Annotated in this window: 18 protein-coding genes and 2 pseudogenes; 11 read left to right on the top strand and 9 right to left on the bottom strand. The window is 55.5% G+C overall.

Annotated features, from left to right (window positions below; genetic code table 11):
- Nucleotides 1-567 precede the first annotated feature (567 nt).
- Nucleotides 568-786, bottom strand: coding sequence for a hypothetical protein (locus tag R8G34_01650; protein MDW3221588.1), 219 nt, complete (start codon nucleotides 784-786; stop codon nucleotides 568-570).
- 451 nt (nucleotides 787-1,237) lie between these two features.
- On the opposite strand from R8G34_01650, the gene R8G34_01645 reads away from it, so the two are divergent.
- From R8G34_01645 to R8G34_01630, 4 genes are read left to right on the top strand one after another with little or no spacing between them, the layout of a single operon-like run.
- On the top strand, nucleotides 1,238-3,331 hold the full coding sequence (locus tag R8G34_01645; GenBank protein ID MDW3221587.1) for a hydantoinase/oxoprolinase family protein: 2,094 nt from the start codon (nucleotides 1,238-1,240) through the stop codon (nucleotides 3,329-3,331).
- On the top strand, nucleotides 3,328-4,980 hold the full coding sequence (locus tag R8G34_01640) for a hydantoinase B/oxoprolinase family protein (GenBank protein MDW3221586.1): 1,653 nt from the start codon (nucleotides 3,328-3,330) through the stop codon (nucleotides 4,978-4,980). Before R8G34_01645 ends, R8G34_01640 begins: the two co-directional genes overlap by 4 nt.
- Nucleotides 4,977-6,053 carry a histidinol-phosphate transaminase gene (locus tag R8G34_01635; GenBank protein MDW3221585.1) on the top strand — a complete coding sequence of 359 codons (1,077 nt, stop codon included), beginning with the start codon at nucleotides 4,977-4,979 and terminating at the stop codon, nucleotides 6,051-6,053. Before R8G34_01640 ends, R8G34_01635 begins: the two co-directional genes overlap by 4 nt.
- Nucleotides 6,043-6,780 (top strand): Asp/Glu racemase, encoded by a 738-nt coding sequence (locus tag R8G34_01630; GenBank protein MDW3221584.1) that lies wholly within the window; start codon nucleotides 6,043-6,045, stop codon nucleotides 6,778-6,780. Before R8G34_01635 ends, R8G34_01630 begins: the two co-directional genes overlap by 11 nt.
- Nucleotides 6,781-7,143: 363 nt before the next feature.
- Here the strand turns inward: R8G34_01630 and R8G34_01625 are convergent, their stop codons facing one another.
- Nucleotides 7,144-8,112, bottom strand: a complete 969-nt coding sequence (locus R8G34_01625) for a D-2-hydroxyacid dehydrogenase (protein ID MDW3221583.1) — start codon at nucleotides 8,110-8,112, stop codon at nucleotides 7,144-7,146.
- A 676-nt stretch (nucleotides 8,113-8,788) separates the two neighbouring features.
- Nucleotides 8,789-10,144 carry an MmgE/PrpD family protein gene (locus R8G34_01620; GenBank protein MDW3221582.1) on the bottom strand — a complete coding sequence of 452 codons (1,356 nt, stop codon included), beginning with the start codon at nucleotides 10,142-10,144 and terminating at the stop codon, nucleotides 8,789-8,791.
- Nucleotides 10,145-10,676: 532 nt separating this feature from the next.
- On the opposite strand from R8G34_01620, the gene R8G34_01615 reads away from it, so the two are divergent.
- Complete coding sequence (locus R8G34_01615; protein MDW3221581.1) at nucleotides 10,677-12,131, top strand: exopolysaccharide biosynthesis polyprenyl glycosylphosphotransferase; 1,455 nt, start codon at nucleotides 10,677-10,679, stop codon at nucleotides 12,129-12,131.
- A 1,159-nt stretch (nucleotides 12,132-13,290) separates the two neighbouring features.
- On the opposite strand, the gene R8G34_01610 is transcribed toward R8G34_01615, so the two are convergent.
- Nucleotides 13,291-13,431 carry a hypothetical protein gene (locus tag R8G34_01610; protein ID MDW3221580.1) on the bottom strand — a complete coding sequence of 47 codons (141 nt, stop codon included), beginning with the start codon at nucleotides 13,429-13,431 and terminating at the stop codon, nucleotides 13,291-13,293.
- Nucleotides 13,432-13,999: 568 nt separating this feature from the next.
- Here R8G34_01610 and R8G34_01605 point away from each other — a divergent pair.
- The gene (locus R8G34_01605) at nucleotides 14,000-14,341 is read left to right on the top strand and encodes a RidA family protein (protein MDW3221579.1); all 342 of its coding nucleotides are present in this window, start codon (nucleotides 14,000-14,002) and stop codon (nucleotides 14,339-14,341) included.
- Between the two features lie 40 nt (nucleotides 14,342-14,381).
- Here R8G34_01605 and glnT read toward each other — a convergent pair whose 3' ends face one another.
- The 4 genes from glnT to R8G34_01585 all read right to left on the bottom strand — a co-directional run bounded on the left by glnT (nucleotide 14,382) and on the right by R8G34_01585 (nucleotide 18,743).
- A complete protein-coding gene (glnT, locus tag R8G34_01600; protein MDW3221578.1) occupies nucleotides 14,382-15,710 on the bottom strand; it encodes a type III glutamate--ammonia ligase in 1,329 nt (442 codons plus the stop codon).
- A 68-nt stretch (nucleotides 15,711-15,778) separates the two neighbouring features.
- A complete protein-coding gene (locus R8G34_01595) occupies nucleotides 15,779-17,125 on the bottom strand; it encodes an FMN-binding glutamate synthase family protein (GenBank protein ID MDW3221577.1) in 1,347 nt (448 codons plus the stop codon).
- 11 nt (nucleotides 17,126-17,136) lie between these two features.
- On the bottom strand, nucleotides 17,137-17,820 hold the full coding sequence (locus R8G34_01590; protein ID MDW3221576.1) for a GXGXG domain-containing protein: 684 nt from the start codon (nucleotides 17,818-17,820) through the stop codon (nucleotides 17,137-17,139).
- Entirely contained in the window at nucleotides 17,820-18,743 is a 924-nt protein-coding gene (locus R8G34_01585; GenBank protein ID MDW3221575.1) for a glutamine amidotransferase family protein, read from the bottom strand. The genes R8G34_01590 and R8G34_01585 overlap by 1 nt, the downstream gene beginning before the upstream one ends.
- Here R8G34_01585 and R8G34_01580 point away from each other — a divergent pair.
- Together R8G34_01580 and R8G34_01575 are read left to right on the top strand one after the other, a co-directional pair.
- A complete protein-coding gene (locus tag R8G34_01580; GenBank protein ID MDW3221574.1) occupies nucleotides 18,742-19,056 on the top strand; it encodes a hypothetical protein in 315 nt (104 codons plus the stop codon). The two genes, R8G34_01585 and R8G34_01580, sit on opposite strands and share 2 nt — an antisense overlap.
- 782 nt (nucleotides 19,057-19,838) lie before the next feature.
- Nucleotides 19,839-19,940, top strand: a pseudogene (locus tag R8G34_01575) (transposase).
- A 182-nt stretch (nucleotides 19,941-20,122) separates the two neighbouring features.
- Here R8G34_01575 and R8G34_01570 read toward each other — a convergent pair.
- Nucleotides 20,123-20,374 (bottom strand): hypothetical protein, encoded by a 252-nt coding sequence (locus R8G34_01570; GenBank protein ID MDW3221573.1) that lies wholly within the window; start codon nucleotides 20,372-20,374, stop codon nucleotides 20,123-20,125.
- Nucleotides 20,375-20,450: 76 nt separating this feature from the next.
- Between R8G34_01570 and R8G34_01565 the strand changes: the two genes are divergently transcribed.
- From R8G34_01565 to R8G34_01555, 3 genes and pseudogenes are all read left to right on the top strand, one after another.
- Nucleotides 20,451-21,482: an IS110 family transposase gene (locus R8G34_01565; GenBank protein ID MDW3221572.1), complete on the top strand. Its 1,032-nt coding sequence runs from the start codon at nucleotides 20,451-20,453 to the stop codon at nucleotides 21,480-21,482.
- Nucleotides 21,483-22,019: 537 nt separating this feature from the next.
- Nucleotides 22,020-22,223: a hypothetical protein gene (locus tag R8G34_01560; protein MDW3221571.1), complete on the top strand. Its 204-nt coding sequence runs from the start codon at nucleotides 22,020-22,022 to the stop codon at nucleotides 22,221-22,223.
- Nucleotides 22,213-22,928, top strand: a pseudogene (locus tag R8G34_01555) (DUF3445 domain-containing protein). Before R8G34_01560 ends, R8G34_01555 begins: the two are co-directional and overlap by 11 nt.
- Nucleotides 22,929-23,027: the final 99 nt, after the last annotated feature.

The raw sequence follows: 23,027 nt of genomic DNA, 5'->3' as shown, positions 1-23,027 counted from the left end.
ATCCGCGGTATGAACGCCACTGGTCGCCCTTTTGGTAAATGGGCAATCGGGTGAACCGGCGCTTCAGGGCTTGATAACTGGTGAAAACTTAATGAAGGCGCATTAAAGCTAAGATCACCTTTCTGCGTGCCCATAAAGCAAAGAGCCAGTCTCGATTTGGTCAAGCATAGAGCGCCTGCGGGGGGGGGGGCGTGGTAACGATCTTGGTTGACCTGCGGTGGGATCCGAACCACGGCCTATGGGCTGTTTGAGCGCGCCTTTCTGGGCGGGTTTATGAGCCAGTCTCAGCCTCTCCTTCGCAGCCGTGCGAAACCATACACTATCTCTCCGGTTGGTTTTTTCAGAAGGGGAATGATGTGAGCTACTTCGCGTCCGACGTATCATACCAGTGTCGGATCATGCGGCTTCGGCTCGGTTCAAGAGCTGATGTCAGCTTGTCCTTTCGCGTCGATGCAACGGTTAAGTTTGGCAATCGAAAACAGGCGGATCAAAAGTTCCCGGTTCATTGATGGCGGATTGCGTGGGTGCCAAAGTCAACCAGATCATGGTGTATCGTGCTCAAGTCGATCAACGTACCAGTCGACCGCAAAGGCCGCGCCTGCGAACATGATCCTTCTGCGAGACCACATCAAACAAGGCTGCGAGCTCAAGGGCCATCGGCCCAAAGCAGCATCCCTTGAGATCATCCGTGTTGCCGGTCGCGCGCCGTGTCTCCGGCAAGTCTTTGCTCCTGAGGCCGCAGTCTTCCTTTTCGGTGAAGTTCTCTATGTCGGCACCGTCTTTCATCAACCATGAACCTACCGCAAAGCGTTGCTCGCCTATCAAACTATCCGCGCCGCGAAAATTAACCGTTCTCTCAACCGGATGACGCGGCGAATTTCATTGACACTGCCCCTACCAGTTTTTCCTTCTCGTGCAAGATGTGCCCTAAGCGCGGTGAAACAGGTCGTTTCTTGGGCCACCCCATTTCAGGGTCAAAAAACGTTGCAAATTTCGGTGATGTGACGTCACATCGATTCATGAGAGTCGCGCAAGCCAAGCGGCATGCGAATGGTCAGAGTTGATGGCTCTGGATCGGACCAGAAGGGAACGGGAGTCGTTAAGATATGCTGACGGCAGTGACGGCAATACGCTGGATCAAAGACCCGATGATGCGGCGTGAAACCGGCTGTGATCTGGTCGCCCATAAGTCCATGCAAGGTATCGATTTTCCTGATCCTTATGCTGGACTTACTCCATGTCACTCACGCCACAGCTCAGACTGGCCATCGATATTGGCGGCACATTCACGGATACGGTGATCTTTGATCAATCCGATCAGGTTGTCGCCTCCACAAAGACACTTACCACCCACAAGGATCCGGCGCTTGGCGCGATGCAGGGCGCAGCGCGGGCGCTTGATGTGGCACAAGCTGAGATTGGCGATGTCGTTGGCTTCATCCATGGCACCACGCTTGCGACAAATGCGCTGATCGAAAAACGTGGTGCGCGCGTTGCGACAATCACAACAGATGGTTTTCGCGATGTACTCGAAATCGCCTATGAACGGCGCCACAGCCAGTATGATATCAACCTGCAAAAGACGGATTTTCTGGTCAGCCGGGAGCGTTCATTCACTGTGCCTGAACGAATGTCGGCCTCAGGCGACGTTATAATCCCGATCGACGAAACCTGCGTGACGGATCTGATTGGACAGTTGGATGCGGCACAGGTCGAGGCGGTGGCGATTTGCCTTTTGCATGCCTATGCCAATCCTGCCCATGAAGAAAGGCTGCGCGATCTGCTGCAGGCTGCCCGGCCCGATCTTGTTACTTCAATCAGCTCTGAGGTCAGCCCGGAGGCGCGGGAGTTTGATCGCCTCTGCACCACTATCGCCAATGCCTACATTCAACCCATGATGGCCCAGTATCTTGGTTCCTTTGCCGCCCTTTTTGCACAGAACGGACTGACCTGCCCGATTTTGATGATGACGGCAGGCGGGGGTATGACGACGCTGCAAACGGCTGCACAGTTTCCAATCCGACTGGTTGAAAGTGGTCCGGCGGGCGGGGCGATATTAGCCGCACATATCGCGACGGAAAACGGGCTGAGTGACGTGTTGTCCTTTGATATGGGGGGCACCACGGCAAAGCTGTGTCTGATAGATGATGGGAGGCCGCAAAATGCCCGCCAATTCGAAATCAACCGGGCGGCGCGTTTTGTCAAAGGGTCCGGGATGCCGGCGCGGATCCCGGTGATCGAGATGATCGAAATTGGCGCTGGCGGCGGGTCTATCGCAGATATCGACCGGTTGGGGCGCCTTACTGTGGGCCCGAAAAGTGCAGGTTCTGAACCCGGTCCAGTGGCCTTCGGTCATGGCGGAACGGATCCCACAGTCAGTGATGCCGATATCGCGCTTGGATATATTCAGCCTGAAAGCTTTGCCGAGGGGCACATCGACATAGACGTGCGGGCCGCGCAAGACGTGCTGGAGGATCGCATTGGCGCGCCGCTGGCGCTTGATGCATTCGGGGCAGCGGATGGTGTCAGCCGGATCGTTGATGAAAGCATGGCGAGCGCTGCGCGCACCCATGCGGTCGAGTCCGGCAAGGATCTGAGCGCGCGCACAATGATTGCCTTCGGTGGCAACGGGCCGTTGCACGCGTGTCGTGTGGCCCGCAGCGCTGGCATCGAGCGCATTCTGGTGCCCTTGAACCCGGGTGTTGGTTCCGCCGTCGGGTTCCTTTTTGCGCCTGTGTCCTTTGAAATCATCCGCAGCCGATATGAAGTGTTGAGCCGCCTGGACCTCAGTGCGGTCAACCCTTTGCTGGACCAGATCACGGCCGAGGCTTTGATCATTGTGCGTCAGGGCGATGCAGCGGGTGACATCACAACGCGACGCATCGCCTTCATGCGCTACCACGGGCAGGGGCATGAAATAGAGATCGAGCTGCCAAACCGCGCTTTGAGGCTTGAAGACGTGGCATCATTGCGCGAAGCTTTCGAGACGGCCTATGCGCGGCAGTTCTCAAGACCAGTGCCCGGCATGATCATCGAAATTCTGAATTGGTCCGTTCACGTCTCAACTGCCGCTGCGGCGACACGGAATCCGATCAAAGCCCATGAACCGCGCATGATCACACCTGATCAAACACGCGAACTCTATTGCGATGTCACGGGCAGGGCCCGTCGTGCAAATTTTATCGACCGTTCGACCCTTGTACCGGGCGACACGCTAGAGGGACCCGTTCTCATAGCAGAACCCCAGACCACGACATTTGTCGGTGCGGATTTCTCGCTCTGCGTGGACGGTCATCGCAATCTGATATTGTCCAGAAAGGTGATGCCATGACCGTGATTTCTCCTGCCCGCTTGCAAGTCATGTGGAACCGACTGTTGGCGGTTGTCGAAGAACAGGGACAAACGCTGATCCGCGCGGCATTTTCGCCAATTGTACGTGAATGCGGTGACATTTCTGCGGGAATTTTCGATGCGCAGGGGCAGATGCTGGCACAGGCAGTGACCGGCACGCCGGGCCATATCAATACCATGGCGGAGGCGGTCAAGACCCTGCGCACACGGTTTCCCGCCCAGAGCATGAAGCCCGGTGATGTTTACATGACCAATGATCCCTGGCTGGCGTCAGGGCATCTGAACGATTTTCTGCTGATGATGCCCGTCTTCAAGGCCGGTCATGTCATTGGCTATACTTCTTGCACGTCGCATCTGGTGGATCTTGGCGGGTTAGGTATGGGGCCGGAAGGCTCTGACATCTATGATGAAGGCCTTTTGATCCCGCCGTGCAAATTGGTCGATCAGGGAGCGGTCAACGCCTTGCTGATGGATATCGTGCGCGCCAATTCCCGCGAACCGATCGCGAATGAGGGCGACATTTATGCGCTGATTGCCTGTTGTGAAGCGGGTGCCGCGCGGCTGGTATCCATGATGGATGACTATGACCTGAAGGATCTGGAGGCGCTGTCGACCTATATCATCGACACGTCCCGGCGCGGCACGCTTGACGCCATCGCCGAGGTGCCGCCCGGCGTTTACTGCAACGAAATGACGCTGGACGGGTATGAAACGCCACTCACGCTGAAGGCCACGTTGACCGTCCTGCCGGACCAATTGCATTTGGATTTTGCGGGCACATCGGGGTGTTCTGGTAAGGGCATCAATGTGCCCTTGAACTATGCAGCGGCATACTCTGTGTTTGCGATGCGCTGCATCATCGGCCCGGACATTCCCAACAATGCAGGATCGCTTGATCCGTTTGTGGTGACAGGACCGCCAAACTGCATCCTGAATGCACAACGTCCGGCACCCGTGGCCATGCGCCACACACTGGGACAAATGACGCCGGATCTGGTTCTGGGGTGTTTGCATCAGGCGTTGCCTGGGCGCGTTCCAGCCGAGGGCGCATCCTGCATGTATGATCTGCCAATGCGGCATACAGCTGATGCGATCCGCGAAGGTCGGCGTGCCTTTGCGGTCGAGCTTGTCCACAACGGGGGCACGGGAGCCAGGCCCACATCGGATGGGTTGTCCACAACGGCTTTCCCATCCGGGGTTTTTGGCAGTCAGGTCGAAATCACTGAAGCGACCGCTCCGGTAACAATCTGGCGGCGCGAATTGATACCAGATTCCGGGGGTGCAGGGCAGTTCCGCGGTGGTTTGGGCCAAAGGATCGAATTGACCTCCTCCATTGATGAGCCGTTTTTGGTGTTCTTGTCAGTGGAACGGCTGAACAACCCGGCGGCGGGGCGTGCGGGGGGCTGTGCCGGCGCCGCAGGGCGCATCCGTGTGCAGGGCCGCGACAAGGACATTCCGGGAAAGTGCCAGTTGCGGGTGGAACCCGGGGAGCGCCTGATCTTTGACACCCCCGGCGGTGGCGGGTTTGGTGATCCGGCGCATCGTGACTCGACGCAGTTGGCGGAGGATCTGGCCGGCGGCATTGTCAGCGCTGCGGCTGCAGTCCGCGACTATGGGCGATCGTCATGATCCGCCCGGTTCCAAGTGTTGCGGCTATGGCCAGCTATGCGCTGGCGGATCTTGGGGACGCAAATGCGGTATCCCTTGCGCAAAACGAAAGTGCATTTCCAACCAGCCCCGCGGCACTGGAGGCAGGGCAGGCGGCACTGGCCCGGTCCCCGCTTTATCCTGATCCGGACTGGCAGGACCTGCGCATGGCCATCGCATCCGTGCATGGGCTGGCCACAGACAGCATTTTATGCGGGGCGGGTTCGATGGAATTGATCGGATGCCTCATTCGGGGGTTCGCCGGGGCGGGGGATGAAGTAGTGGGCAGCCAATATGGATACCTTTTTGTGGCGACCGCCTGTCAGCAGGCGGGTGCCCGTTACGTCCAGGCGCTGGAACCAGAGTTGACTGTATCGGTGGATGAATTGCTCAACGCGGTTACCCCTGCCACGCGCATTGTGTTCCTGTGCAATCCCGGAAATCCAACGGGAACACGGATCCTGAACTCGGATATCCTGCGCCTGCGCGCTTCCTTGCCTGAAGCCGTTTTGCTGGTGATTGATCAGGCATATGGCGAGTTTGACGATCAGGATCACAGGGTTCTTTTCCAACTTGTCGACCATGGCAATACGTTGATCACCCGGACTTTCTCCAAAGCCTACGGGCTTGCCGCAGCCCGTGTCGGATGGGGATGTTTTCCATCCCTTGTTGCGGATGAGGTGCGCAAACTGCTGAACCCCAACAATGTCACGCACTTCAGTCAGGATATGGCGGCTGCTGCAATGCGTGATCAATCCCACATGTTAAATGTGGTGCATCAGACGGCACAGATCAGATCGCGTTTCGTCGAACGTCTGCGCGGCGCCGGTTTGAGCGTGCCCCGGAGCCATACCAATTTCGTCTTGATCAAATTCGCTGGTGCGGCGGCTGCTGCACATGCCAATGACGCCTTGCGCAACAGCGGCTATTTGCTGCGCGGCATGGCCGGTTATGGATTGCCCGAATGCCTGCGCGCCACCATCGGGCGCGCCGACGTTATGGACAAAGTCGCGGAAATTCTAATCAAACAGCAGGATGAAACCCATGATTCTTGACCGATCGGGGGCTAGGATTGGCGTGCTGGTGCCCTTCACAAACTGTAATCTTGAACCTGACATGATGGCGCTTTGCCCGCCCGGATGCACGGTGCATTTTGCGCGGATGGGTGGGTATGATGTTGATGAAATACCCGGCTCCGACCAGATGGCAGGTCTGGGAGCCTCGGATATCTCAGAGACATTGCGCTTGTTGTCCGGTGTGCGACCAGCCATCGTTTTATACGGCTGTACCTCTGCCACGCTCACCCATGGCAGCAGGTTTGACCGGGATCTGGCCGCGCGCATGAAGACCGGCTCCGGGGCGATCTCCATTACCGCTGCGGGGGCGTTGGTGGCAGCCCTGCGGGCGCTTGATGTCACGCGCGTGGGTTTTGCTTCACCCTATCTGGGTGAAATCAACGATCAGGCGGAAAGGTTCTTGCGTGGCGCGGGCATAAAGGTTGTGCAGCGCGCCGATATTGGCCGCATCCTTGATAACTATGGGCAGGGCGAATTGACACCTGACGACGTTTTTGATCTCGCGCTGCGGGCGGATCACACGGAGGCGCAGGCCATCGTCTTGTCATGCACCGATATGCGGTCGGTTGAGGCCATTGAACGCATTGAAACGGCGCTTGGCAAACCCGTCGTGACCTCCAACCAGGCGATGGTTTTCGAGGTGATGCGTGCATTGAAATGCCCGCGTCATGATGGGTTGCCGGGTGTTCTATTCGATCAACTGTAACCCTTACGGTTTCCAGGAAAGCGTATTGGAATACTATAAGTGCGAAGACCGTCTCGCCGCGAGGAAAGCGCGATCTTTGAGCCGTGTCCTGCGTCAGAATTTCCATCAATCAGTGAGCGGCGTCGGGTTTTCATGGACCAGTCGGGCATTCCTTTGACTCACTTCCGACGCAAATTTTCTGTGGTGGGTGACTCTTTGCAGAAATACCGTGACAGCGACCCCGAAGCACAGGGTTTGAACTGAAACTACGCGCGGCACATGCGCAGGTATGTGTTTTGATCAATGGTTCCCTTCAAGGGGCCATTGATAGCGGCGTTAACACAGGCATCCCTTAAACATCTGATGCAAGAAAACCTGCGTGGCCTAGTAACCTCTTGTCGGGTTCACAGTGTTCCGCAATGGCTTGCCGTTTCGGTAGCGTGTCAGGTTTTCGCAAAACATCGCAACTGAGTTCATCTCCCAACCCTCATAGACAGACGCGCAATGCGGAGTCACAATCACATTTTCCAGATCCCAGAAAGGGCTGTCTTTGGGCAGCGGCTCAACTTCAAAAACATCCAAGGCAGCGCCTTTCAGATGACCTTGTTTAAGAGCACCAGCCAATGCGATCTGATCGCAGACACCGCCTCGCGAAACATCAATCACGACCGCACCGGGTTTCATCGCTTTGATCGCGGATGCATCGACCATCCCACGCGTGCTGTCCAGAAGTGGCACGCATATCACAACGAAATCCGCCTTTTCCCAGAGATCCGGGAGGGCGCTCACAGCACACACGTCATCCACCGCGTCGGTTGGTGCAGGATGGGCGCGCACGCCGGTCACGTGCAGCCCCATGGCCTTGCAGCGCGCAGCGACTGCGACGCCGGTGTGACCAAGCCCGAGGATCAAGACCCGCTGGCCTGCTATCGGGGTGACGCTGCCAGCTTGCCACATCCGCGCAGTCTTGGCTTTGTTGAATCCATCAAAATCCAGTGAAAAGTGCAACATCGCACCCAACGTATATTCCGCCATCATGTCTGAAGCCACACCGGCTGCATTTGTCACCGTTAGGTGCGCGGGATCCCAGGTGCCCAGATGATCGGTGCCTGACCCACCAACCGATACCCAACGCACTGTTGTGCTTTGAATAATGGCGTCGCTCGGAAACTCGGGCGTACCGGCAAAGCGCACCGAAAAAATGACTTCGGGGCGATGGTGCTCTATCATATCGGGCAGGGCAGAATAGCTGTCACAGGTTAGCAAAGACAGGTCTGGATGTGCGGCCTCGATAGCGTCACGCGCAGACATCGGGTTATCTGTATGCAACATCACGGTCGGGTTTTTTTGCATAGGTTCACCTGTGCTTGCTGGGCATCTGCCAATCGCGCCGTTGCGCCAAAGTGAAACCTCGCACGCCTGCGCCGTCGGGTCCATGCAAGACGGCAGAATTCTGGACGAGAGTCATGCGATCTGTGGATAATTCGTCGGCAAAACCATGCGTTTCGACACAATCGTGCGAGGCGTCTGAACGCGTGACAAAGTGTCTAGGGTGTTCGGGAGAGCCTTTTCCTTTGAAACGGTGCACCTTCTGTTTTGGGGTTGCGCCAAATGTGACTGGAAAAAAGGGCTTGGATACAGAAGCGGTCGCCCAAAAGCATGAGGCAACAAAGACATTGAGCCCCGCGTTCTTGGAACCGGCGAAAGAACGCCTTGCACCCACGCAACAAGGCATAATGTTCAATTGGCCGCGTTGGGAGGGTCGTGAACCAGTCAATCGTGAGGCTGGATTTCTTTCAAGAAGTTATTTGGCATAATGTGGCCGGCAAGGGGGTGCACTTTGAGGCTCTTCATTTTGGTCGCAGGCGGCGAACACTGGCGAGAAAACCCTTTGTCTCCTGGCGATAACTCTATCGGGTCTGCACCGGCATATGTCGCCTTGCAGATCGACTGGGCCAAGTTCACCAGCCAGGATTCGAGCACCGGACACCCGAAACACCATATGGGTATTACCAACCAGGCAAAGGGATCAGGGTGGCGCAACAAGATGTCGGGTCAGGTCGGCCAATCGGGCGGTCGGGCTGTCCAGCGCCAGAATGGTATCGCGGATAATGACGGCGCGGTTTTTCCCCAGTACGGGAACTGCGAACGCCATATATTTGTCGATGATATCCGTTTCGGAGAATGGTCTTTCCGGACCGCCCCGGGCGTGGGTATCACCGGATGCCAGGATCCGTCCGTCGTGCAAATGCAAAGTGACATCCGCCCAGCGGCCAGCCGGGAAACGGCTTTCGTGGCGTGCGTCTTCGACCATCTTGGTCTTGGCAACCAGTTCCGCCACAACCGGATCGCAAAGGCCCTTGCCTGAAATATGCTCCAGCCCGATCTGCCCATGCGCGATCATGTTCGCAACTGCAAACGGCAATGAATACTGGGCCATCGACGTGGTTTCGGGCATGCCTGAAAAAAGCTGCACCGCGTTGTGAAAGCTGCGTATCTCGATGTATTTTATGTGCTCTGGACGCAGGTTGTGTGCGGTGCAAACCTCTCCTGCACCATCGATAGCGGCATGGGCCCAGCGGCATATTGGATAGGGTTTGATATATTGATGCGCCGTTTGCCAGAACGTGCCGAGGTCCGCCCAGTAAGGCGACACGTCATCTGCTTCTACTGTAATGGCGGGCGCACCTGCATACCCCATTTCTGCCATGATAATTGCAGAAAGGCCGACCAGCGCGCCCATGCCGGATCCGTCATGAAGCATTGTTGGATTGGCGATTTCGCGCATCATCTGGCTCCGCGGCCCGTGATATTCGGCGATACCAAGCGCCTCGCGCAATTGTTCTGGTGAGCTGTTTCTGAGGCGCGCAGCCATTGCGGCTACGCCAAGGCCGTTCCAGGCACCTGATGTGTGATAATCTGAGACCGTCTCATGCAACGCAATACCCGCTCGCCCTGCGACTTCATACCCGACGATGAGTGCGGCCAGTGCGTCAAGGCCGGAGAGGTATGGAATATGCTCCGCCATTGCAAAAAGGCTTGGTACAACTGCAACACCGATGTGGCCTTTTGTGGGATTATATCCGTCGTGCCCGTCCAGATTATCAATCTGCGTAGCACCAGCAAATGCGGCGCCCGCACTGCTGGCGCGGCGCCCATCAAACATCATGGTGGAGCAGTCATGTGCAACCGCCGTGTTGTAAAGACGGTAAGACGTTTCCCGTGCCAGTTTTCCCGCCTCCATAGGTGTCGCGGCAATCCAGATGCCCATCGTGTCCAGAAGCAGAAGGCGCACCGTTTTAACGACATCGACCGGTATCTGGTGGCTTTGAAGGTCGAAGGTAAATTGGCTGATGCGTGACATCGGGAAGTCTGCGGCTGACATTTACATTTTCCAATTTGGTGGCGGGGTTGCGCATTTCTTTGGGGATCGCTGCCGTTTTATCAGTTGCGCGTGCTCAAGGTCCTGCGTTTGCGACATCGTTCATGACTTTTCCCGCGAAATTGACAGTATTTGCGCAAGTAATGGCAACCGATGTTAGGATAATTGCTGCTAAATCACCGACGCGTCGCGTGTGGTGTTCTTGAAGAGTACCTGACTGGACTTGTTGACTTGGGCTTTTGCCAGATCCACACGACCGACAATAGTTCAATCACGCCAATACAACCTTCACTTAACCAATCGCATTAAAAGTGATGTGTAGCACTATGGTTTTGTGTTAAAAATAGTTCATGGTTTGTTGTCTGGATTCCAATTGCCACGGGTCACCTGCGTCCATTTCCATCTGATACGAGGACTTGTAGACGCAATCATATGCACCAGTGCCTGATTACCGGGTTTTTAACGGATTGCCATTAGAGTTCCGCGTCTAGGGCGTTGGACACACATTTGGCGGAGAACGGGGTTGGGGAAAACCATGGCACATGTGGATTGTCAGACGATTGGGCTGAATGAAGCGGCAAAGAATGTGGCATCCGCGTTGCGGCGCGGCGCGCTGGAGCCGCTTTGGTTGATGTGTGTCGCTGTATGTGTTGACCTTCCAGTCTTTGTGCTGGCTTTTTGGTTTGTCTTGTATGCTACTGCTGTGACAGGGAGTTTTGCACCATTTCTGGCGGCAGGATGGGCGTTGCTGGCCGCCGGACTGTTTGTGGCCTCCATGGTCGCGATCGGAACCTATCGCAGTACGATCATGGCGAATCGTGCCGCCTTTATTTCCCGGTCAATTTTTTGTGCGATTGCACCTCTTGGTGGACTCTTGATGGCTGTGCCTCCGGAAAACCCCGGCATCGCGGTCCCGACAGCAGTGTTTGTCGTGATGATTGCAATCATCCCGACCCGGCTTGGGGCTCAAATGGTTGTGCGGTGGGTTATTGAAACCGGTTTGATTGCGCGGCGTGCAGTTGTTGCCGGCGGCGGGGATGAGGCGGCCCGATTGATCCGTGGTTTGAGTGAACGTCAAGGCAATGATATCCGCGTATTTGGCATTTTTGATGACCGGGATGACGCGCGTTCCCCGACTCAGGTTTTGGGGGTTCCGAAAATCGGGGGTTATGACGATTTGCTTGCTTTTGTGCGAGCTTCGGAAGTGGACCTTGTTATCATCGCGCTGCCATTTACGGCGGAACAACGGATCAAATGGCTATTGGACGAATTCCGCGTGCTGCCGGTCGAAGTCGGCCTTTCCACCTACAGTAAGGACTACGCCTTTGCACAGCACCCCGGACGCGGGCCATATCTGGAAAGGCTTCGACGAAGTTTTTCACCTGAGTGTCGCATGACTAAACGCTTCTTTGATGTCTTCTTTGCGCTTTTTGCGCTTGCGACACTTTGGCCTGTTCTGATCTGTGCAGCCCTTGCCGTGCGCCTTGAAAGCCCAGGTCCGGTTCTGTTCCGTCAACGCCGTCACGGCTATAATGACCGGATCATCGAAGTGCTCAAATTCCGGTCCATGTATGCAGAAATGTCCGACCCCGGCGCCAGACAGGTCGTGACGAAAGGTGATCCGCGCGTGACACATGTCGGACGGTTTTTGCGGCGCAGTTCGATTGACGAGTTACCACAGCTTTTCAATGTGCTTCGTGGCGATTTATCCCTTGTTGGCCCGCGCCCACATGCAGTGGAAGCTCAATCGAGCCAACAGGAACGTTTTACGCAAATCGTTGACGGGTATTCCGCGCGACACCGTTTGCCGCCTGGCATCACCGGGTGGGCGCAAATCAATGGGTGGCGAGGAGAGATCGATAACCCGCAAAAGCTTGAAGCGCGCTATGAACACGACCTGTTTTACATTGAGAATTGGTCGTTCTGGCTCGACTTGAAAATCCTGTTCCGAACCCCTTTAAGCCTGTTGAACAGCAAGGGGGCTTATTAAGGTCGCCGGATGTGTTCGACGACCCGATCAGAATGAAACCTTAGCCATGTGACCTATGGTTTGTGCTGGCTGGCTTATAGATGTGTTTTTTGGCAAGTTTCGAGTAATCTGAGGAAAAGTCACCGAGTGGATTTCAGTGTTTCCGAATTCCCATCACAGATCGGGACCGAAGCAACATACTCCCGCGCCGTGAAGTCGAGCCACTGAGGTGTTCACATGTCATCCCATCAGACGATGGAGGATGGAACGCAGGTTTTCAAACAAACAGATCATTCGGATAACAAAGAACATTAGGCGGCACAAAGCTCCACGAGCTGTGCCGGAAAAGCAAATTTTTCTCGCGCGGCCGGGTATTGCGCGACAATGACCAAGAGGGCGTGCGGCGACGTTTTACATCCGTGGTCCTTTCCCTGATCGCAAGCTGTGCTTTGTCGCGAAGTAACTGGGTTTTCTCGTTTGCCACCGTAAATACGGCATCGACAGTTTATCGTATGGCCAAATGGGAATTCCGTCTGGCAAGCCTATGCTGATGCCCGGCCTCATCGGGTCACTATGAAAGCCGGGTTTACAGCAGATCGGAATTTGCCGGCGGGTTCATTTTCCAAGTCGTCCCGTAATCCTCGTCTTTGCTCAGGTGTGGCCAACAGTTCCTTAGGTTGGCTGATGGTGATGCTTTTGGCGCCATATTTCCACAATTTCGATCCGATGCCTTTGACAGAATAGCACTTGCTGACGATTAGAATATTCTTGTCACCGAATGCCAACGCGTCTCATAAGTCTTGGGCCTGCAGGACCCGACCTTGAAAAGAATCGAACTCCTCAAAATGGGATACATTTGGCCTGCTGAAATGTCCGTTCGCCACGCTCCCATGATCAAAATGTTTTGTATACGTGCGGTCTTCAGGAAAATGGGAACCCGAGACATTGAGTCCCGCGTTCGTCTTTTCCACCCAACGCAGCGCAGTTTCAATCCAGATCCCAACGCATACACCAGCCTTTTCAACGCGCGCCCCTAGATGTCATCAATCAGAACTGAACGGAGCGGGTGGGGCCAGAGCGCTCTTCGAGACTGAAATCAGCGAATTCGAGGCCTTCCTCAGGGCCATTTGTCCGCAAGTACCGGTACATCAATCCATGCACCGGTTTGCCATGCGTGGATTCACAAACCTCCCGAGTTCACCAGTTTTTCAAGACCATAGATCTCGGGGATATCGGCACCTTCTTCCTGAGGGGACTGAAACGCGCGTAGCTGTCTCAGGCCGGAGGGTTCCGCGCCAAGAACCGCAATTCGCTTTTTCATAGTGGGGATCTCTATGTGAAAATGTTTGTTGGAGTGGGCCGGGATCCACCCCATAAATCGATATTATTCTGAGGAAATGCGAACAACGCCAAGCTGAACTAGCTTGCATATTGAACGCGTATGAGGTCTCCCGATTGAGCGGGACGCGATGGTGTAAGAAAGACCTATTTCACATTCTGGGTCGTTGCGGGAATTGGCGTGCTCCCGAAATTTGGTGGGTCGTCTTAACTGCCAATCTCAAACTGGTCCGGCGACGGTTGCCCAGTTGCCGCAGGTGTCTCATCTGATCATTACAGAGCGCGTTGTCTGAGCCTCAGCGGCATTTGCGATGGCCTTATTTGGCGATGCAGCGTGGTGCATCCCATGCCTGCTGCGGCGCTGTGTTGCCATACAGATTCTACTTCTGTTGCCCTCCGGAACTGTGTCGACGGGTGTTTTCACCCTGATGATTGTCGGTGAGGCGCCGAGGAGGATCCTGTCGGTGCTGGTCGGCGGCGCTTTGCTTTGATACGGCTCGTCTGCGCGCCGCTTTGGCTGGTTGCGCTAAACGCCAAATGAAGGATTGCGCATGATCGAACGTATTGAAACCGGGGAACGCTCCTCGAAAATTGTGAAACACAATGGGGTTGCATATCTGACCGGGCAGGTCGCAGAGGGCGATACCATTCAGGAACAGGTGCGCATTTGCCTCGAAAAGATCGACGCGCTTTTGATTAAGGCCGGATCATCGCGTGAAAACATGCTGCGCGTGACCATTTGGTTGGCGGATATGGATGATTTCGCGGGCCTCAACGAGGTCTGGAACGCATGGGTGCCCAGCGGTCATGCCCCCGCGCGAGCCTGCGGCGAGGCAAAACTCGCCCGCGCCGAGTTGAAAGTGGAATTCATCGTGGATGCGGCTTACGCCTAACCGCGATCTGCGCCCCTTAGACGGGGCGTGGAGCGAGCCATCAGATATCCAATGTGTTGGCTTTTTCCCAAGCAGAGAAATGGGACGCATAGTCGTTCCATTCTTCGTTTTTCATCTTGAGATAGGCGGCGGAGAATTCAGCGCCCATGGCCTCTTTGAGCCCCTTGTCCCTATCATAGGCGCGTAAGGCATCCAACATGTTCAGCGGCAATTTGGGCGCGCCTTTGACCTTGTGACCTTCAGCGTACATGTCGATGTCGTGCCGCTTGCCGGGGTCTGCTTTGGCGCGGATGCCGGACAGGCCAGCGGCGATGATCACGGCTTGCAGCAAATAGGGGTTGGCTGCGCCATCGGGCAGGCGCAATTCGAACCGTCCGGGGCCGGGGACCCGCACCATATGCGTGCGGTTGTTACCGGTCCACGTCACCGTATTTGGCGCCCATGTGGCCCCAGATATGGTACGCGGTGCATTGATGCGCTTGTAGCTGTTCACTGTTGGATTGGTGATCGCTGCCAACGCGCTGGCATGTTTCATAATGCCACCAAGGAAATGTTTGCCGCGCTCTGACAATCCAACCTCGCCGGTTTGCCCCTCTCCTTTACCTGCGAATACATTGGTTTTGGCATCCGCACCCGGCGCATCCCAGACCGAGATATGTGCATGGCATCCGTTGCCTGTCAGACCCTCGATGGGTTTGGGCATGAAAGTGGCGCGATACCCGTGTTTTTCGGCGACGCATTTCGTCATGAATTTGAAAAAGCTGTGTTTGTCTGCGGTTTTCAACGCGTCATCGAAATCCCAGTTCACTTCCCACTGGCCGTTCGCGTCTTCATGATCGTTCTGGTACGGGTTCCAACCCAGTTCCAGCATATGATCAGAGATCTCGCGGATCACATCCAGACGCCGCATAAACGCCTGCTGGTCATAGCAGGGCTTGGCAGCAGTATCATACGGATCGCTGATCTGATCGCCTTCTGGCGTCAGCAGGAAGAACTCGGCCTCAATGCCGGTTTTGACGTGCATGCCCTCGCTCGCGGTCTCGTCAATCAGGCGGCACAGCACATTGCGGGGCGCTTGTTCAACTGGCTCGCCTTCCATCACGCAATTGGCCGGGACCCAGGCGATTTCGGTGTTCCAGGGCAGGATGATCACCGCGTCCGGATCCGGCACGGCCAACATATCGGGATGCGCGGGCGTCAGGTCCAGCCATGTGGCAAACCCGGCAAAGCCTGCGCCGTCCTCTTGCATGTCCGCAATCGCGCGAGCGGGCACCAGTTTGGCGCGTTGCCCGCCAAACAGATCGGTGAAGGAGATCATGAAGTATTTGATGCCGTTGTCTTCGGCGAATTTTGCGAGGTCTTGTGCCATCGTTTGTGTTCCCTGTCGTGAATTAAATGGGGCGGGGTCTATTGCCAGCCGCGCCCTCAATTTGGATATTAGTAAGAAGTACCGGGCTTGCCGGGATACCAGTTGGTGCCCGCCAGCGGCACCTGCGCCATGGCTGCGGCTTCCATGGTCAGTGCCACGAGGTCTTCGGGTTCAAGGTTGTGCAGATGGTTTTTACCACAGGCGCGCGCAATTGTTTGCGCCTCAAGCGTCATCACCTTAAGGTAATTGCGCAACCGCCGTCCGCCTTCGATGGGATCAAAGCGCGCCATAAGGTCTGGGTTTTGCGTTGTGATCCCTGCCGGGTCCAGCCCTTCCTGCCAGTCATCATAAGCCCCGGCAGTGGTGCCAAGCGCATTGTATTCTGACTCCCATTTGGGATCATTGTCCCCCAGCGCGATCAGGGCTGCCGTTCCGATTGCCACCGCATCAGCGCCAAGCGCCATGGCCTTGGCGACATCAGCGCCTGAGCGGATACCCCCCGAGAGGATCAATTGAACTTTGCGGTGCATGCCCAGATCCTGAAGCGCCTGAACAGCGGGGCGCACAATCGCCAGTGTTGGTTGTCCTACATGTTCGATGAACACATCCTGCGTGGCAGCGGTGCCGCCCTGCATGCCGTCCAAAACGATGGCGTCAGCACCCGCTTTGATGGCCAGAGTGGTGTCATAGTAGGGGCGCGCGCCTGCGACTTTCACATAGATCGGCACTTTCCAACCGGTGATTTCGCGCAGCTCAAGGATCTTGATCTCAAGATCATCCGGTCCGGTCCAGTCCGGGTGGCGGCAGGCAGAACGTTGGTCGATGCCTTTTGGCAGGTTGCGCATTTCCGCAACGCGGTCGCTGATTTTTTGACCCAACAACATGCCACCGCCACCGGGTTTCGCTCCTTGACCCACGACGATTTCAATGGCATCGGCCTTGCGCAGATCATCCGGGTTCATCCCATAGCGAGACGGCAGATATTGATAGACTAGCTTGTCGGAATGGCCGCGTTCCTCGGGCGTCATGCCGCCATCGCCGGTGGTGGTGGAGGTGCCCGCCGCCGAGGCACCCCGGCCCAAAGCCTCTTTGGCCGGGCCGGACAGCGCGCCAAAAGACATGCCCGCAATGGTGATCGGAATGTCCAGCTCGATTGGGTTTTCCGCGTGCAACCCGCCAATGGTGACAGAGGTTTCACATTTCTCGCGGTAGCCTTCGAGAGGGTAGCGCGAGATCGACGCGCCCATGAACAACAGATCGTCAAAGGACGGCACCTTGCGTTTCGCGCCGCCACCTCGGATGTCGTAAATTCCAGTGGCCGCCGCCCGGCGGATGTCACTGTTGATGTCTTGTGTAAAGGTCGCGGATTGGCGCGGCGTGGTCTGGGGGATACCCTTGGGATCGTGTTCGTTCATGTCAGGTATCCTCAATACGCGGCTGCGTTATCGACATCGAAGTTATAAAGGTTGCGGGCGGACCCATAACGCGTGAACTCTTCGGGTTTGGCGTCTGATCCAGCCTCGGCCAATAGATCCCGCAGGATTTCAATATGTTCCGGGCGCATCTCTTTCTTTTCGCAATCCGCGCCGAGTGATTTCACCTCACCGCGCACGAAAAGCCGCGCTTCATAGCAGCTGTCCCCCAGCGCGTCGCCCGCGTCACCGCAGACCACAAGGTTTCCCGATTGCGCCATGAACGCGGACATGTGGCCAATGTTTCCGTGCACCACAATGTTGATGCCCTTCATCGAAATGCCACAGCGCGAAGAGGCATTCCCCTTGATAACCAGCAGCCCGCCATGTCCCGTGGCACCCGCATATTGGGACGCATCGCCCTCGATCACGACCTTGCCCGACATCATGTTTTCGCCCGTACCCGGTCCGGCAGACCCATGGATGTTCACGGTCGCCTTTTGGTTCATGCCCGCGCAGTAGTACCCCGTCGACCCTTTTACCGTGACTTCAATCGGCGCATCCAGACCGCAGGCAATCGCATGCGCACCTTTTGGGTTGATGATTTCCCATGTGGTTTGGTTGGTCGTCTCGGCCTGAGCGTGAAGCGTCTTGTTCATCTCGCGCAGGCCAGTTTCAGATAGATCAATGGTTTGCATCAGGCGGCTTTCTCGGTCGCTGTGGGGGCGTCATTGTGGCTCCAGAAATAGACCGTCGCAGGTTCGGGCTCCCACACGCGTGCCGCTTCGATTCCTGGCAGGTCCACCAGCGCGCGGTATTCAGAGCCAAAGGCCACATATTGATCGGTTTCCGCCATCACCGCAGGTTTGCAGGCGATCGGATCGCGCACGACGCCGAACCCGTCCTTGGTGCCGACCACAAAGGTGAAGAACCCGTCAAGATCATCAAGGCTGCTGGTCAAGGCTTCACCCAGTGTCGCGCCGGTCTGCATCCGCCAGGTCAGATAGGCGGCTCCGACTTCGGTATCGTTTTCGGTTTCAATATGAATGCCTTCACGGCGCAGCTTGCGGCGCAGGGAATTGTGGTTTGACAGCGAGCCGTTGTGGACAAGGCACTGATCGTCGCCGGTGTTGAAAGGGTGGGCGCCCATCGTGGTCACAGCGGATTCTGTCGCCATGCGCGTGTGGCCAATGCCATGCGTTCCTGACATCTTTGAGATGTCGAATTGCGCCGCGACATCCTTGGGCAGGCCGACTTCCTTGTAGATTTCCAAACTATCGCCCCGGCTCATCACGCGAATGCCAATTTCATCCAGTGCCGCGCGGACCTTCGCGGTTGTGCCCGCTGGAATGTCCAGAATGGCGTGCGTGCTCTTGATATCCATCTGAACCGGTCCGCCAACAACGTCAGACAGCGTTTTCTCCAACCCAGCAAACGCTGTTCCGGGATCGTCAGATTGCACCGTCATTTTAGTACGGCCTTTTGTTTCGCCACCATAAATCGCAATGCCCGCACTGTCGGGCCCACGGTCCGTCATGGTGATCAGCATGGACGTCAGCATGTCGCCCAGCTTTGGTTCCAGCGATTTGTCTTTCAGAAAAAGGCCTACGATTCCGCACATGTTTTTATTCCCGACTCGCGACTTGCCTGATGCGACCAGCATCCATCGGGAAGTTATCATAAAAAACCTAAACCTCAACCATGAGGAAACTTTTTTTCTTACTGGGCAAAATGAATTTACCAATGTGACAGTCTGTTTTTCGTTTGCGAATAGGGCGATCATTCGGGAATGTCGCAGACCGGCAAATTCAGACATGGGAGTAAACATCGTGGAGGAACGACTCACAGAACGTGCTGCAAAAGTAGCAGAGCTGGAGGCGGCGGCAGCTGGTATCGTTGTCACCAACGCCATGTGCGCTGCAAGCTTTTGTTAACTGGCAAACCCGCTGAAGATCATCATCCACGCGGGATTTCCGGCCTATGAGATGGGCGCATCGCGTTTGGAAAACGTGCGGCCTTCGGGAGTCAAAAAATTCTGGCCTTCGCTTTTACGACTCTGATGGGGTGTCTGCTCTCTCCCACGGCCGCATTGTAATGTGCCCGACTGGCTTTGTTGGAGGTCAGTAAGAATGAAAGGAAGTATCCATGACCGACATTAGCGTTCTATCCAAAGACCGAGCAAAGCACTCGTTTCAGGTTTGTGCGACGAACGCCGAAGGCGTGACCGTGTTCAATCGCAAATATTCGCGCAGCTAACTGAGAGAGCTGTTGGCCACCCATCCTATGCGTATCGTGGCGCTGGAGGCCTGTGCGACCAGCCAAAACTGGGGTCGCGAAGCGCAAATTGATCCCGTGGATTTATGTGAAGCTTTTCGTCAAGCGCAGGAACAACGACCCCAAATGACGCATCGGCGATTGCAGTTGCTGTTCGGCAGCCCGATATGCGGTTTGTAGCGGTCAAGAGTCCGGAACAGCAGGCGCAGGGCATGCTTTTACGAACTCACCAGAGGTTCACGCGCCAGCGGTCGCAGTTGCTGAACGCGTTCCAGATTTCGCGCTGGAAGCTGCGCGGCTCAACTTCTATCAAATCGACACGCTCAACAGTTCCATCGCCACCTTTGTGTGGCAGATGAGAGACACCGCAAAGCGTGACGACACAGCAGGCAAGCTACAAAATATTTTAGGCATCGGACCTATCAACGCTGCGACCTTGCGCGGATAAGTGCCGCGACAACATTCAACCGGAGGAAAGGCCAGATTGGGCCGGGTGAGTAAAGTGGGGAAGTCCGATCTGCGAAGGCTCCTGATCACCGGTGCGACCGTCTTCCTGAGTTGGGCCATACACAAAAGGATAGGTTCGTAAAGTAGGCTGGATCGCCTGCTAGCCCGCAAACCTCAAAAAATGGCCCACGCACTGTGGGCGACGACGACAAAAAAGGCAAGACTACTTGGGCAGGTTAGCACATTACGCCACGCCATAAGCGAGAAACGACTTCCGCTTCAGCCCGCTTCATAGACCCAAGTTGGATCGGTGAAGTGAGGAGATCCATAGACAATTGTGGGCGCGTTGTTCACGTTCAGCTCTGGGAAAAACATATTGCGGTCAAAGACATCAAAGTCCGAAAGTGCGATTTTGACCCTGGACTCACGAACACTACAACGGCTCTTCGCAGACCTGAGCCACATGCGCAGGCTTGACACAGGACCGGTACCGATCACGCGAGCCAAAACCGTCACAAAACGCGCTTGCATTGCAGGAGCAATGGTATGGACCCCGCCGCCCTCAAACTGGGGCATCTTCGGAAAAGGAAACAGGAGGATACATACCATACACATTAAGAGGATAGGTTTTGATCTGGCCAAATTTGTTTTTGAAGTTCACGGTGTCGATGCTAAGGATGAAATCGTTCTGAGGAAGACACTGCAGCGCGACGCCGTTGCACAGCTCTTCGCCGAAATTGAACCTTGTATTGTTGGAATGAAAGCATTTTGCGGTTCCCACTATTGGGCGCGGGTTCTGACGGATTTGGGTCACGAAGTGCGTCTGATATCGCCTCAGTTTGTCAAGCCGTATGTGAAATCCAATAAGAACGGTCGCAATGATGTAGAAGCGATTTGTGAGGCAGTCGGTCGTCCATCAATGAGGTTCCTGCCACCAAAATCCGCCGAACAGCTTGAGATCCAGGCTGTCCATCGTATCCGTCAGCGCGTGGTTGCAAATCGTACGCGGCTGGTGAACCAGGTTCGTGGTCTACTCGGGGAGCATAGTGTCGTGGTGGCACGGGATATTACTCGCATCCGGCGCGCGCTAGGTGAGATTGCTGACAGCAACGTTAGCGGCTTTGGGGATATCTTCATTGATATGTTGCGCGACATGCGTGACGAATTGGCCGAACTGGACAATCGGCTCGCGGGTTACAATCGTCGGATCAAAACCCTCTTCCGTCGAAATGAGATGTGCCAACGCATTAGCCAAATTGAAGGTGTTGGGCCAATCACAGCAACAGCCTTGGTCGCTGCAGTCGGGGATAAGTCCTGCTTCAAGAACGGCCGTCAATTTGCAGCTTGGTTGGGGTTAGTTCCCAAACAGCATTCGAGTGGCGGAAAGGCTCGACTGTTCGGTATCAGCAAACGCAGCGATCGATACTTGCGAACATTGCTCATCCGTGGAGCGCGCGCTGTGCTCAGCCGTGCCGCTGGGAAGACCGATGCGCGCAGCCAGTGGATCGGTCGGATGCGGGAACGGCGACATCCGAATGTCGTCGCGGTCGCACTGGCAAATAAGAACGCACGGATAATTTGGTCACTTCTATCGAGAGATCAAGAATACTGTCCGGCTCATGAGATGTCATTCAGTTGAAAATTGTCTCGATATGCTGACAAAAGGAGGGCAATCTCAGGAAAATTGCAACATCTGCCAGGAGATGGAAAAGGGTCACACCCGTTGCTTCTCGAACCTGATGTGTGGATCGGCAAGGTCAACACCGATGCCTTAGGGGCGATGAGGGGGAAGCAAGCGGAAATCCATCGGGGCTCTTGGCTACGGATATATCTGGCAGCACTAAGAAGCCGGACCTACATCAGCAATCGCGCCCTCGAAACCAGAACCAAACAGACCGTTGCAATCAGGAGGGGCCCATATACATCACACATGACAGCTACGATAGGCTGAGGTTCAATACCTGTTGTTAAAAGAGGGTCGTAACCGGGGGAATACCCGCTGGCCAGTCTTAGAGAGCTTTCGCGGTGGCGCATCGCCTTGCGGATATCGGCGGAGAGTTAGTAGACTGAAACGGGATGGGCACCGCATGATATTTTGACCATATTGCCAAGCGCCAAATCTGATTGAGAATTCATGTGAACCAAAGCAGGCTTGATAAATGTTTCGATCCTCAAAATGACCCATATAGTCCGGGCCGTTACGGCCTATGTGATCGACGGAGTCAGAATGCGCAGTGTCGAGAAAATTGCGACGGGGCGCTCAACCTATGCCTCCATTTTGAATGCTGATGAAAAGTTCGTTGACGACGGCAACTTCTTTCATATCGCGGTGAAGTCACGGCTGGTCGTGAATGGCATAGATCAACTAAAAGCGCGTTGATGCGGACGAACACGACGTCTCAGGAATGAAGGATCGCACAGGTGTTGGCGGATGATCCGTTGCGTTGTAAATCGCTGCCTCATATGACGCTGAAAGGCTGGAATCTGCTGGAATTGATCACGGCGTTCAAGTCTAAGGGCTAACCCGATTTGTTTGAGCTGCATTGGGACGGCCACACATTGCGCTGGATCGACAAGCCTCTGCGCATTGATCACAGTTTCACGTTTCTGGGCCAGGCGACCTTGCCTTACGGTCCGATGGAATAAATCTTGCGGCAGGCACGAGCGATTTTGGCCTTTGGATCAACGTGATGACATTCTATGGGTAAATGCGGGTCTGGTGACGGCGCAGGCCGATTGGTCACCTGATTTTGACATTGGCATGAACTTTTTCGAATGGCATGCCCCGGTCCCAATGGCCCTTGAAAAGGGCATTGTCGTACCCGCTCAAATTCCTAGGTTGCCGCGTTCCAACGCGCTTGTATTCCCGATCCGCTGTTATCTGTGCAGTTTTCAGGACGTGATGAGAGTGCCGAAGTGGAGCCGCCGTTTGCACCGTAATTTGCCTGAGGAACCAGCGACCTACAAAGGTTTTATCGCCAATCGCCCCATGATGTTGGACGACCTGTCTCAGTTTGATGAAGGACAACCCACGTCGCCCGGGGTATGGCCGGAACTGGAAACAGAAGCTGCCTTGCAAGAATGAGCCAGTCCCGTTCCGAAGGGATGTGGGTCCAGGCTATCGCATTAATTTGATACTTTAGATATATATGGTATATGTCTGCCAAATAACATATTTTTATAT

The sequence above is a fragment of the Paracoccaceae bacterium genome (assembly GCA_033344815.1).
Classification (GTDB): Bacteria; Pseudomonadota; Alphaproteobacteria; order Rhodobacterales; family Rhodobacteraceae; genus Roseobacter.
Note: the sequence above shows the minus strand (reverse complement) of the source record. Positions and strands in the feature narration are given on the sequence as shown.